Genomic DNA, 13,224 nt, shown 5'->3' with positions numbered 1-13,224 from the left:
GACGATCCTCTGGCGATAATGCGCTGCCGGATCGCCCCTAGTCGGTCCCGGATCAGCCTCTGGACATGAAAGCCAGCAAACACCTCGTGGTCGCCGGCGCATCCGCAGCGGAAGTGGCGGAAATCGCCACTTTCATCCGCGCAACCCAGTCCCAGCTTGACCATGCATGGTCCTTCGCGACCGACGATGACGGCATCGACTTCGTGCTGGTGGACCTGACCGACTTCGGCGGTCGTTGCGCGCGCGTGCGTGCGCTCGACGAAGGCAAGCATTTCGCGGTACTCACCGAGCCGGGCCATGACGTGCTCGGGGCGGATCTCGTGCTGCATCGACCGTTCAGCGCGAAGGCGATCGTCGGCATGCTCAATCACGTCGGTCGCGCGGTGGCGCCGGAGCCGCGCAAGCTGATCGACTTCAGCGCACAGGAACGGCGCATCGTGCCGCAGCGCAAGCCATCGCGCCGCAAGGGCGACGAGGGCGACGCCGAAGCCGAACCGGAATCGACGCGCGCCTGCTTCATGGACGTGCGCCTGCAGCGCCCGTGCACCGACCTCGACGCGCTGATCAAGCGCGGCGCGGTGCTGGTGCAGCGCCACGGCATCCCGGCACTGCTGATCGACCCGATCACCGACACCTTCCACACCAGCGCGCGCCTGGTCGACCTGGAACCCTACTTTCTCGACCCGCTCACGGGCCACGAACGCAAGCGCGTCGGCGGCGAACAACTCGCCGCGCTGCGCAAGGAACATCAGGGGCGTCCGCTGATCCGCCTGCGCTGGCTGCATGCGTTCCTGCGCTCGAACGGCTGGCTCGCCGCGCATCTCGACCCGAGCGCGACCTACAAGCTGAAGAGCTGGCTGCCGCTCGACAACGACTACCGCAAGCAGCATCGCATCGCGCTCGCGCTCATGCGCGACGCGCCGCTGCACGAGATCGCCAAGGCCGCCAAGGCGAAAATGGCCGACGTGTTCGACGTGGTCAACGCCTACGATGCGCTCGACCTGATCGAGACGCGGCGCTCGGCCAGCTGGGATCCGAGCCCGGAAATCGTCAACAAGCGCAAGCGCACGAACCGCAAGGCGCAGCAGCTGATCACGGCGACCGCGCTCACTCGCCCGTAGCACGCGGTCGTCCACGGATCGCGCCGTTCATTCGAAAACTGCTACCTTGCCGGAAGCCGTTCATTCCCGAGGAGAGCCCGTGCACATCCACGCCGCACTGCAACCACTGATCGCGCTCGTCGCCGGCATCCTGATCCTGATCCGGCCGCGCCTGCTCAACTACATCGTCGCGCTCTACCTGATCATCATCGGCCTGTTCGGCCTGCTGCCGGCCCTGCACCTGTCCTGAGCCTGTCCTGCTATAACTGCGTGATGCGCTCGCCCGACGGTCCCTTCCGCCAACGCCGCATCCTCCGTGTGCTGCCCTTGCTCCTGTTCGCCGCGGGGACGGCACATGCCGGGCGCGTCAGCGTCCAGCTCGATGGCGTCGACGGAACCCTGCGCGACGCCGTGATGGCCGGGCTCGAACTCGTCCAGTACGGCGAGCGCGAGGTCAGTGCCGCGCAGGCTCGACGCCTGTACGAACACGCCGAAGCGCAGGTGCGCAAGGCGCTCGAACCCTATGGTTACTACGCGGTCGACGTAGCTGGCGAGTTGCGCGAGGCCGCTGACAACTACACGGCGGTGCTGCATGTAACCCCGGGCGATCCGGTCAAGGTCGGCACGCTGGACATCCGTCTCGACGGCGACGCCGATGGGCAGCGCGAAGTGCGCAAGGCGCTCACGGCCTTCCTGCCGGCGAAGGGCAGCGCCCTCGACCACGTCGCGTACGAGAAGAGCAAGGCGACGATCCAGGCTGCGCTGTTCGCCAGTGGTTACCTCGATGCCGAACTCGTCACGCATCAAGTCGAAGTCACGCGCTCGTCGAACAGCGCCGAGGTGCATCTCGCCTGGAAAGTCGGCGCGCGCTACCGCCTTGGAGCGACGACCTTCGAGGGCGGGCAGTTTCCGCCGCAGTTCCTGCAACGCTACATCCCCTGGAACGAGGGTGATTTCTACACCCAGGACCAGGTGCTGTCGTTGCAGCAGCGCCTGATCGACGCCGACTACTTCGCGGTGGTGCAGGTGCAGCCGGACATCGAGCATGCCGCCGACGGCACGGTGCCGATCAAGGTCATGCTCGCGCCGGCCAAGCGCACGATCTACACCGGTGGCATCTTCATCGGTACCGATACCGGCCCGGGTGTACGCGGCGGCATCGAGCGGCGCTGGATCAATCGGCGCGGCCACAAGATGAAGGTGGAGACGATCCTCGCCACGCGCCTGAGGACCGCCTCGGTGCAATACCAGATTCCGCTTGCCGGACCCGACAACCACACCCTTTCGTTCGGCGCGAACTTCCGTGACGAGAACACCGACTCCAGCACCGCGCGCACGTTCGGCCTCGCCGCGACCGACTCACGCATCTGGCATGGCTGGACGCGCACGCTCGGCCTGAAATTCCTGACCGGCGACTTCCGCGTCGCGAACCTCGAAGGTGACACGACCCTGCTCTACCCCGAGGTTTCGTTCTCGCGCAAGCGCGCGGACGACCCCTCGTTCGTGCGCGACGGCTGGTCGCTGACCGCGGTCGCGCGCGCCGGGCAAGAGGGGCTGCTGTCGGACACCAGCTTCGCGCAGGCAAGCGTCGACGCGAAGTGGATCCGCGGCATCGGCGAGCGCTCGCGCTTCATCGCGCGCGGCTCGATCGGTGCGACCCATGCCGGTGACTTCGACAAGCTGCCGCCGGAACTGCGCTTCTTCGCCGGTGGCGACCGCTCCATCCGCGGCTATCCGTTCCAGACCATCGGCCCGCCGCTGGCGGACGCACTCGTCGCGCAGGCCCAGGCCGAGTGCGCGGCGCATCCAAAGCGGGATTGCCAGGACCTCATCGTCGGCGGCAAGAACCTCGTCGTCGCGAGCGCCGAGTACGAGTACTACTTCAAGCCGAACTGGGGCATCGCGACCTTCATCGACACCGGCGATGCATTCTCGAGCTTCGGCAGCTACCGCCAGAAGGTCGGCGTCGGCGTCGGCGCACGCTGGCGTTCACCGGTCGGCATGGTGCGCATCGACCTCGGTTTCCCGGTGCGCGACGAGAATGCCAGCGGCGTCGAGCTGCATATCGTCATAGGGCCGGATCTATGACCCGCCCGCACACACCGCCGGACGGTGCGCACCGCTCGGTCGTCATCCCGGCGAGGGATTGTCGCGGGCCTGCTGGAGGTTTCGCGATGACGCGCCTGCTCGCGCGCATCGGCATCGTGCTTGGCGTGCTGCTCGTGCTGGTCGGGGCGCTGTCGTTCTGGCTGTTGCGCACCGAGTCGGGCTTGCAGTTCGTGCTCGCGCGCGCGACGGGCGCGACCGAAGGAAAGCTGACGATCGAACACTCCAGCGGCCATCTCGCGGGATCAGCGACGATCGAAGGCCTGCGCTACGCCGATCCCGCAGCCGGCGTCGACGCGCGCGTCGCACACACGACGATCGCGTTCTCGCCGCTGGAACTGCTCGCCTCGCGCCTGCACCTGACGCAGGTCGCGCTCGATGGCATCGATGTCGCATTGACGAGCGTCGCGAAAACCCCCGGGCCCGAGTCGAAGTCCGGCGAATTCACGCTCGCCGCACCGCTCGACATCGTGCTCGATCGCATCGGCATCACGCAGGCAAAGGTCACGCTCGACGGCCAGCCGCTGGTCGCGGTCGATTCGCTCGACATCATCGGCCGCTGGACGAAACAGGGCGTGAAACTCGATTCGATCGCACTGCGCTCACCGGACGGCACGCTGGACCTGCACGGCAGCGTGTCCGCGCTGCCCGGCTATCCCGGCGACGGCGCGCTCGACTTCCACTGGAAGGTCGCAGACACATCGTATGCGGGCACGTTGAAGGCGAACGGCGACGGCAAGGTCGCCCGGCTCGCCATCGCGCTCAGCCAACCGACCAGTGCGACGATCGACGCACAGCTCACGCAGGCGAAGGAGTGGCCGTGGACCGCGAAGATCACGATTCCGCGCTTCGATCCGAAGCGCGTGCAGAAGGATTCCACCCTCGCCTCGCTCGAACTCGCGCTGACCGGCACGGGCGATCGCACGCACGGCGAAGTGGCCGGTGAGGTCGCCGTGAACGATCACCGCGTGCGGCTCGAACCGCTGCGCTATGCCCTCGACGGCCCGTTGCTGAAGATCGAGGCCCTGACGCTGCGCAGTCCCGAAGCCGCCGGCTCGCTCGATGCGAGCGGCGAAGTACAGCTCGACGCGAAACCGCCCGCGGCAAAACTGGCGCTGCGCTGGACCGACGTCGTGCTGCCGGCCGATCTCGCCGGTCAGGTGCTCGCGACGCATGGCCGCCTCGACGCGGACGGCAGCGCCGAGCGCTTCCATGCGCAGGGAGCGCTGTCGGTCGGTCCGCCCGGACACCCCGCCGACATCGCGCTCGAACTCGACGGCACGCCGGATGCGATCGCGCTGAAACAACTCGCGTTGCAGCAGCCGAATGGCGGCCTCGACGCGCACGGCACGCTCACGCTCAAACCAGCACTCGGCTGGCAGATCGACGCGAAGGCGAACAAGCTCGACCCCGGCGCGTTCGCGAAGGAATGGCCGGGTGCGATCGACTTCGACCTCGCCACGCGCGGCACGCTGACCGACCGCGGCCCCGATGCGACGATGAAGATCGACCGCCTCGGCGGCAGCTTGCGCAAACGCGCGCTGTCGGGCAAGGCCGACCTCGCGCTGAAGCCCGGCTACGTCGTCGACGGCATGCTCGACCTCGGTGCCGGCAACAGCCGCATCGAGGTCACCGGCCACGGCGGCGAGCAGACCGACGCGAACGTGAAGCTCGCGATCGCCTCGCTCGGCGACTGGCTGCCCGACGCGGGCGGTCGCATCGACGGCGATTTCCGCGTGCGTGGCAGCTGGCCGAAGCTCACCGTCAACGGTCGCGCGCGCGGCGCGAAGCTCGCGATCGGCGATACCACCATCGACGCACTCGACCTCGATGCCGGCATCGCGAGCCTCGATCCGCCCCAGGGCAAGCTCGACGTGAACGCGACGTGCCTCGCCAGCGGCAGCCTCGTGTTCGACACGCTCCGGCTCGACGCCAGCGGCGATCGTGATGCACACCAGCTCAGCCTCGAAGCAAGCGGCTCACCGCTCGGCCTGAAATTGGCGGTGTCCGGTAGCGCGAAGGGCGATGGACGCTGGAATGGCACGCTGAGGACTCTCGATGTCGCGATCAAGGACGCACCGCCGCTCGCGCTCGATGCCGCGGCGGCGCTTGCATGGAACGGCAAGCAATTCGAAGCGCAGGAAATCTGTCTTGCCGGCGGCGGTCCGCGCGTGTGCGTCGCCGGCACTGGCGGTGCCGACGGTGCGCTTGCCGCGCGCTATCGCGTCGAGCGACTGCCGATCGCCCTGCTCGCGAAGCTCGGCGCACCGGAGGCACCCTTCCGCGCCGACGGGCTGCTCGCCGGCCATGGCGAAGTGCGCCGCGGCGCCAACGGTGCACTCGACGGCAATGCGACGATCGGCTCGGACAAAGGCAGCATCGCCTATCCGGACAACGCGAACCAGCCGCTGCTCGCCTGGACCGGGCTCGCGCTCGACGCGACGCTGTCGCCACAGTCCACGCATGCGACGTTGCGCGCCGCGCTCGACCACGACGGCAAGCTCGATGGCGATGTCACCCTGTCCGGCGCAGCCGGTTCCGCGCAAGCCCTGTCGGGCCGCATCGACCTCACGCTCAACAGCCTCGCCTTCGTCGAGCTGCTGACGCCCGAGGTCGCGAACGCGAAAGGCCGTCTCGCCGCGAACTACGCGATCGCCGGCACGCTCGCCGCGCCGCGACTCGACGGCGCGCTGACCCTGAAGGAATTCGCGGCGGAGCTGCCGAGCGCCGGGCTGAAACTGCACGACGGAGACATCAGCGCGCGTGCGACCGATGCCGACCATTTTGTACTCGAAGGCACCCTGAAATCCGGCGACGGCAGCCTGACCCTGTCGGGCACCGGCGGCATCGGCCCGAACGCGCCCCTGAAGGCGAGCATCAAGGGCGACCACTTCCTCGCTGCGGACATTCCCGCGGCCAAGGTCGTCATCTCGCCAGACCTGACCATTGAACGCAGCGCCGAGAACATCACGGTTGGCGGCAGCATCACGATCCCGGCAACCGACGTGAACCTCGCCAAATTGCCGGGCGGCGGGGTCGCACAGACTTCACCCGATGTGGTCGTCGTCGATGCGGAACAAGCCGCGCCGGGCAAGCCGTTGCCGGTTGTGGTCGGCATCGAGGTGCGGCTCGGCGACGACGTCAAGCTCGCCGGCCTTGGCCTCGACGGTCGCATCCAGGGACAACTGCGCATCGACCAGCGCCCCGGCAAGGTGGCGACCGGCACCGGCACGATGAACGTCGAGGGCACCTACAAGGCGTACGGCCAGAACCTCAAGATCGAAAGTGGCCGCCTGTTGTTCGCCGGCACTGCGCTGGACAATCCCGGCCTCGACATCCGCGCCGCGCGCACGATCCTCGGTGCTTCCGGCGGACAAAGCGACGACAGCATCACCGCCGGCCTGCAGGTGCGCGGCACCGCGCAGGTGCCGGTGCTGACGGTGTACTCGCACCCGGTGATGGAGCAGTCCGAGGCGCTCTCGTACCTCATCACCGGCAAGCCGCTGTCGGGACTCAAGAGCGGTGAAGGCGACATGCTGGGCACTGCCGCGCGCGCACTCGGCAGCGCGACCGGCGACCTGCTCGCGAAGGGCATCGGCGCACGCATGGGCGTCGATGCCGGCGTGTCCGACAACGCCGCGGTCGGCGGCGCCGCGTTCACGGTCGGCAAGTACCTCGCGCCGAAGCTCTACCTCAGCTACGGCGTCGGCCTGTTCACGCCGGGCGAAGTCGTCAGCCTGAAGTATCTCTTCAGCAAGCGCTGGAACTTCGAGGCGCAGAACGCGACCAGCGGCAGCCGCGCCGGGCTCAACTACCGCTGGGAGCATTGATGCGATCGCCGCCGCAGCCGCGCGACAAGGAAGTTGCACGCGTACGTGCGTATCTCCTGCGCGCAGGATCTCCGCGCGTGCGCATGCTGGTGATCGTGATGCTCACGGGTGCATGCGGCCTTGGCGCGTCGTACCTGTTGTTGCGAGCGGGCCTGCTGTCGATGCCGGTCCGCTATCCGATCGCGCTGCTGATTGCGTACCTCGCGTTCCTCGGCCTGCTGCGCCTGTTCGTCGACGATTCCGGCCCGGGCAATCCCGATCTGCCCGGCAACTCGTTTGCGGGATCTCACGAACCCTCGTCGGCACAAGCCAGCTCCATGCACGACGTCATCGATGCGCGCGGCAGCCGCAGCGGCAGCGGAAGCTGGTTCGACAACCTCGGCGCCGCCGACGAACTGGTGCTGCCGCTGCTGTTGCTGCTCGCCATCGTCACGATCGCGTTCGCGTCGGCATGGGTCATCGCCTCGGCGCCGACGCTGTTCGCCGAACTGGTCGTCGATTGCGCGCTGTCGGCCGGCCTTTACCGGCGCCTGCGCACCCTCGAGCGGCGCCATTGGCTCGACACGGCATTGCGCCATACGATCTGGCCATTCGCCGCCACGGCGCTGGTCGTCATTGCGTTCGGCGCTGCCGCGCACTACTACCGACCGCAGGCGCATTCAATCGGCGAGGTGTTCGCACGACCGCCCGGAAACGGTTGAAGCAGCCGCTTCGCCCTTCTTTACACTCCACCCCCGAACTCGTCCGCGGCCCGTACGGTCAAAGTCGCCATGTCAATGCTTGCCGACCTCCGTCCGCCCCATCCCCAACCCGGCGAGCGCACTCTCGAATCGGACCTGTGCATCCATATCTTCACCACATCCGCGGCGCTGGTCGGTGTCTGCCTGACCGTGATCGGGCTCATCCGCGTCGTGATCGCGACTACCCAGGTCGGCACCATCGCCGACGACCTGCTCGCCGGCGATGCGACCCTCTTCATGATCTCGTGCGTCCTGTCCTACTGGGCGCTGCGTGCGCGCAGCGCGCGGCGCATGCACCGCATCGAACGCGCGGCCGATGCGATCTTCCTGCTCGGCCTGCTGCTCATGACGATCGTCTGCGGCGTGGTGACCTGGGCGTTGCTCTGACTCTTCGGACAGGATTCAACGCCCTGCAGCGATCGCCCCCAGCGCGCGGCGCAGCGGGCGAACGCGACCGGCACATGCCAGCGCGGCGCCACGCAATACGGCGATCGGCATGCTCGCGGACGCATACACGCGCTCGATCCCATCGAGACCATGCGCGGCCAGCGTGCTCTCGCTGCGCCGTTCGCGTTCATAGCGGCGCAGCACATGTGCGGCGCCGAGGTCGCTGCCACGCTCGCGCGCATCGCGCAGCACGCGACGCAGGCAGGCGACGTCGCGCAGGCCAAGGTTCATGCCCTGCCCGGCCAGCGGATGAACCACGTGTGCAGCGTCGCCGGCGAGCACGCAGCGGCCTTCAACGTAGCGTTGCGCGAGACGCAGCCGCAGCGGGAACGCGGCACGCGCGCTCGCCGCGGTGATCTCGCCGAGGCGGAAATCGAATGCGCAACCAAGCTCCCGGCGGAACGCGTCGTCATCAAGCGCGAGGACGCGCGTTGCTTCGGCATCGGGCAGCGACCACACGATCGAACAGCGGCCATCCGCGAGTGGCAGGAACGCGAGCGGACCGCCGGGCTGGAAACGCTGCCACGCGGTGCCTTCGTGCGGCCGCTCCGTAGCCACGTGCGCAACGACCGCGCGCTGGCCGTAGTCACGCCCTACGAACGCGATGCCGAGTTTCGTGCGCACCGACGATTCGGCGCCTTCAGCCGCGACCAGCACCTTCCCCCGCAGGCGAGTGCCGTCCGCGAGCGTCGCGGTCACACCGTCGTCGCCATTCTCGATCGCTGCGACTTCGCCGGGGCAATGAATGCGCACTCTTGTGGGAGCGGCGGAAGCCGCGATGCTCCTGCTCCTGGTCTCTCCGAATGCAGGAGCATTGCGGCTTCCGCCGCTGCCACGGAGCCCATCATCCTGCAGGACGCGCCATAGTGCGTGCTGGACGAGCTTGTTTTCGACGATCCAGCCGAGCGCGGCTTCGCCCCGCTCCGCTGCATCGAAATGCAATTCACCCGGCGCCGCCGCATCCCACACGTGCATGTGCCGGTAGGGGCCGACCCGCGACGACGCGATGGATGCCCACACGCAAATGTCGTCGAGCAGCTCGCGCGCGTCCGGCGCGAGTGCGACGACACGCAGGTCGACTTCGTCATCGCCCCGCCACGGTTTCGGCTCGCGCGCTTCGACCACGACGACTTCGAAGCCGTCACGCGCCAACGCGAGCGCAAGCGCGCCACCGATCGCGCCGGCGCCGACCACGATGACGTCGATGTCGCCGCGACGGCTCATCGCGACAGGCCTGCCGCCGGCGTGTCACCGCGAAAGCCCATGCCACGCAGCGCGAAGCCGCGCTTCAGCGGTGCAATGCGATCGAGCGCATGCAGTCCTAGCGAGCGCGCGATCCGCAACGGCAGGAAATCGCTGCCGGTCAGGCGCACGAGTTCGTCGCTGAATGCCGTGGTGGCCGCACGATCGTCGGCACGGCGCTCGACATGGCGCGCGAGCAGCGCGTCCGCTCCGGGATCGGCGCCGCTCGACTGCGCCTCGCGCAGCAATTCGGCGAGCACGAGCGCATCGCGCAGGCCGAGGTTGAAGCCCTGCGCGCCAAGCGGGTGCACCGTCTGCGCCGCGTTGCCGATCAGCACGCTGCGCGCCGCGCTGGTTCGATCAGCGAGAACGCGCGCGAGCGGATACGGCTTGCGCCGGCCAGGCCGCGTGAAGCGGCCGGCACGCCAACCGAAACGCTCGTGCACGAAGGCGATGAACGCCGCGTCGTCGAGCGCTGCGACACCTTCTGCCTGCTCCGTCGGCACGCTCAGGACGAGGCCGGCGCGGCGCTCGCCGAGCGGCAACAGCGCGACCGGGCCACTGTCGGTGAAGCGTTCGTAGGCGAGTCCGTCGAGTGGCTTGTCGACCGTCACGGCCGTGACGATCGCCGACTGCCGGTAGTCGTGCCGCTGCACGTCGATACCGAGCGCGCTTCGCACGAACGATTCGCTGCCGTCGGCACCGACGAGCAGGCGTGTGCGCACGCTTCGCGTGGAGTCGCCGCTGCGCAGCTCGACCCGCACCGCATCCGCGTTCGCCTCGATCGCGACAGCCTGCGCCGGCGCGATGCGCACGAGCCGTGTGCACGCGTCCAGACGACGCAAGAGCGCGTTGCCAAGCTCGCGCGCCGGGATCACCGCGCCGAACGCGGGCAAGCCAAGCTCGGCGGCATCGAGGCGCGCCGCGCCGAAATCGCCGCGGCGACTGACATGGATGCGCCGGATTGGCGTTGCAGGCGACGCAGCATCCAGCACACCGAGTGCTTCGAGCGCGTTGACGCTGGCACGCGCGAGCGCGAGGTTGCGCTCGTCGTAGCTCGGCTGCAGGTCGACGCGCGGAGGCACCGCTTCGGCCAGCGCGACGGCCAGGCCGGAGGCGTCGAGGGCTATCGCCAGACTGGCGCCAACCAGGCCACCACCGACGATGAGGACATCGAGAGTCTCGTTCACCTGCCGATGATAGCGGACGCGCCCGAGGCGGGTACGCTCGCACCGGGGCTGCGCAAAGCGGCTGCGCGGGCGGTGCGGTACACTAGGCCGCCCCCTCCTCGCGGCGCGGCCGCTTCAAGCGCATGTCGAACGACGCCCGCGACGCCATTCCAGAACCGATTCCGTTCCGCGAATTGGGCCTTTCCGAACCGTTGCTGGCCGCGCTGGCCGAGGTCGGTTACGAAACGCCATCGCCGATCCAGGCGGCGACGATCCCGTCCCTGCTCGAAGGGCGCGACCTGCTTGGCCAGGCGCAGACCGGCACCGGCAAGACCGCCGCGTTCGCGCTGCCGGTGCTGTCGCGGCTCGACCTTTCGAAGACGAAACCGCAGGCGCTGGTGCTCGCCCCGACGCGCGAGCTCGCGATCCAGGTCGCCGAGGCATTCCAGCGATATGCCGCGAAGCTGCCTGGCTTCCACGTGCTGCCGATCTACGGCGGGCAGAGCTACGGCCCGCAGCTGTCCGGGCTCAAGCGCGGCGTGCATGTCGTGGTCGGCACCCCCGGCCGCGTGATCGATCACCTCGAGCGCGGCTCGCTCGACCTCTCGCAGCTGACCACGCTGGTGCTCGACGAGGCCGACGAAATGCTGCGCATGGGCTTCATCGACGACGTCGAGGCGGTGCTGAAGAAAACCCCACCGACGCGCCAGATCGCGCTGTTTTCGGCGACCATGCCGAGCCAGATCAAGCGCATCGCGCAGACCTACCTGCGCGACCCGGTCGAGATCTCGATCAAGAACAAGACCACCACCGCCGCGAACATCCGCCAGCGCTACTGGTACGTCAGCGGCATGCAGAAGCTCGACGCGCTCACGCGCATCCTCGAAGCGGAGAGCTTCGAGGCGATGATCATCTTCGCACGCACCAAGTCGGCGACCGAGGAACTCGCGCAGAAACTGCAGGCACGCGGTTTCGGCGCAGCGGCGATCAACGGCGACGTGCAGCAGCAGCAGCGCGAGCGCCTGATCCAGAACCTCAGGGATGGCAAGCTCGACATCCTCGTCGCGACCGACGTGGCCGCGCGCGGCCTCGACGTCGAGCGCATCAGCCACGTATTGAACTACGACATCCCGACCGACACCGAAGCCTACGTGCACCGCATCGGCCGCACCGGGCGCGCCGGCCGCAGCGGCGAGGCGATCCTGTTCGTCGCCCCGCGCGAGAAGCGCATGCTGCAGGCGATCGAGCGCGCGACGCGCCAGCCGATCGCCGAAATGCAGTTGCCGAGCGTCGAGACCGTCAACGACCATCGCATCACCAAGTTCAAGCAACGCATCGCCGATGCACTCGGCGGCGACGACCTCGGTCCGTTCCGCCAGTTGATCGAATCCTTCGAGCAGGAACGCAACGTGCCGGCGGTGGAAATCGCCGCGGCGCTCGCGCGCCTCGTGCAGGGCAAGGAACCGTTGTTGCTGCAGGCGCCCGCGCGCTTCGAGCGCTCGCCATCATTCGACCGCGGCGAGCGCGAGGCACGCTCGTTCGATCGCCCCGCCCGTGAAGGGCGGTTCGAGAAGCCGACCGGGCGCGCTCCGCGCGAAGAACGGCCGCATGCCGGCTCGCAGCAGCGACCGTCTTTCCCTCCGAGGCACGAATCCGGCGCTGGCGAACACGGCCACGCATCGCGCCCGCCACGGGATGCAGGCGCGAACCTGCACCACGAATCGCAGGCGCCCGCACGCAGCGAAACACGCCCGCCGCGTTCGCACCACGAGGAAGGTCGTCGCGACGAAAAGCTGTCGCGCATGCGCCGCGACGATCGTCCGCACGTGCCCGATGCGGGCTTCGAGACGTTCCGCATCGAAGTCGGCGACCAGCATGGCGTCAAGCCCGGCAACATCGTCGGCGCGATCGCCAACGAAGCCGGCCTCGACAGCAAGAACATCGGCCGCGTCGACATCCGTGACGACCACAGCCTGGTCGACCTGCCGTCCGGCATGCCGGCGGAAATCTTCAAGCATTTGAAGAAGGTGTGGGTGTCCGGCCAGCAATTGCGCATCACGCGCGGTGGCGACGAACCCGATGCCGGCCCGCCGCGCAAGGCAGGGCCGCGCAAGCCTCCCTCGTTCGATCGAGGTGGCTTCGCGCCGCCGAAGCACCGCGACGCCAAACCACGCCACGGCGGCAAGCCGCAGCGCCCGAAATAGACATCGCGCCCCGCTCCTGGCGTGATGGTGGCGTCGTTGCGGGTGTATGGCCAGCTCAAGCTCACGGGTGCCAGCGAGGGCCTGCAATTGTTGCCGCGTGACCTCGGCATGCGCTTCTCACGGACGTCGAAGCCGGAGGAAGCGAAGGCGGCCTGGCCCTCGCGGCCTTCGCTCATGCAAGCCTGAGCCGCAGTGATGCGGCTTTTTTGTTTTCGGATTCGACCGACCACCGTTGCGTCGGCTTCGCGCACGGTTGATTTGAAGCATCGCAAAATTTCGGTGCGGCCTTGCACCTTTTCGGTGCGTCCGGGCAAATCCGATTTGCTCCGTCGCAAATTTTCTTTGGAAGGCCGGAGTCTTCGGGGTCCGGTCGCGCATGATTTCGG

At 68.3% G+C, this 13,224-nt stretch carries 9 protein-coding genes; 7 read left to right on the top strand and 2 right to left on the bottom strand.

What is annotated here, in order from left to right; genetic code table 11:
* Positions 1 to 65 precede the first annotated feature (65 nt).
* The 6 genes from ACILRJ_RS13775 to ACILRJ_RS13750 all read left to right on the top strand — a co-directional run bounded on the left by ACILRJ_RS13775 (position 66) and on the right by ACILRJ_RS13750 (position 8,163).
* Positions 66 to 1,121: a hypothetical protein gene (locus ACILRJ_RS13775; protein ID WP_395683771.1), complete on the top strand. Its 1,056-nt coding sequence runs from the start codon at positions 66 to 68 to the stop codon at positions 1,119 to 1,121.
* Positions 1,122 to 1,200: 79 nt separating this feature from the next.
* Positions 1,201 to 1,350 (top strand): DUF3096 domain-containing protein, encoded by a 150-nt coding sequence (locus tag ACILRJ_RS13770; RefSeq protein WP_395683770.1) that lies wholly within the window; start codon positions 1,201 to 1,203, stop codon positions 1,348 to 1,350.
* 68 nt (positions 1,351 to 1,418) lie between these two features.
* Entirely contained in the window at positions 1,419 to 3,188 is a 1,770-nt protein-coding gene (locus ACILRJ_RS13765) for an autotransporter assembly complex family protein (RefSeq protein WP_395683769.1), read from the top strand.
* An 86-nt stretch (positions 3,189 to 3,274) separates the two neighbouring features.
* The gene (locus ACILRJ_RS13760; RefSeq protein WP_395683768.1) at positions 3,275 to 7,036 is read left to right on the top strand and encodes a translocation/assembly module TamB domain-containing protein; all 3,762 of its coding nucleotides are present in this window, start codon (positions 3,275 to 3,277) and stop codon (positions 7,034 to 7,036) included.
* Positions 7,036 to 7,737 (top strand): hypothetical protein, encoded by a 702-nt coding sequence (locus ACILRJ_RS13755; RefSeq protein ID WP_395683767.1) that lies wholly within the window; start codon positions 7,036 to 7,038, stop codon positions 7,735 to 7,737. Before ACILRJ_RS13760 ends, ACILRJ_RS13755 begins: the two co-directional genes overlap by 1 nt.
* Before the next feature lie 69 nt (positions 7,738 to 7,806).
* Positions 7,807 to 8,163, top strand: a complete 357-nt coding sequence (locus ACILRJ_RS13750) for a hypothetical protein (protein ID WP_395683766.1) — start codon at positions 7,807 to 7,809, stop codon at positions 8,161 to 8,163.
* 15 nt (positions 8,164 to 8,178) lie between these two features.
* Here ACILRJ_RS13750 and ACILRJ_RS13745 read toward each other — a convergent pair whose 3' ends face one another.
* On the bottom strand, positions 8,179 to 9,447 hold the full coding sequence (locus ACILRJ_RS13745; protein WP_395683765.1) for a UbiH/UbiF/VisC/COQ6 family ubiquinone biosynthesis hydroxylase: 1,269 nt from the start codon (positions 9,445 to 9,447) through the stop codon (positions 8,179 to 8,181).
* Positions 9,444 to 10,655, bottom strand: a complete 1,212-nt coding sequence (gene ubiH / locus ACILRJ_RS13740; RefSeq protein WP_395683764.1) for a 2-octaprenyl-6-methoxyphenyl hydroxylase — start codon at positions 10,653 to 10,655, stop codon at positions 9,444 to 9,446. The genes ACILRJ_RS13745 and ubiH overlap by 4 nt, the downstream gene beginning before the upstream one ends.
* 122 nt (positions 10,656 to 10,777) lie before the next feature.
* Between ubiH and ACILRJ_RS13735 the strand changes: the two genes are divergently transcribed.
* Positions 10,778 to 12,838, top strand: a complete 2,061-nt coding sequence (locus tag ACILRJ_RS13735; RefSeq protein WP_395683763.1) for a DEAD/DEAH box helicase — start codon at positions 10,778 to 10,780, stop codon at positions 12,836 to 12,838.
* Positions 12,839 to 13,224: the final 386 nt, after the last annotated feature.

This window comes from Dokdonella sp. (genome assembly GCF_044227025.1).
GTDB lineage: Bacteria > Pseudomonadota > Gammaproteobacteria > Xanthomonadales > Rhodanobacteraceae > Dokdonella_A.
The sequence above is the reverse complement of the archived record's forward strand: the minus strand, read 5'-3'. Positions and strand labels throughout refer to the sequence as shown.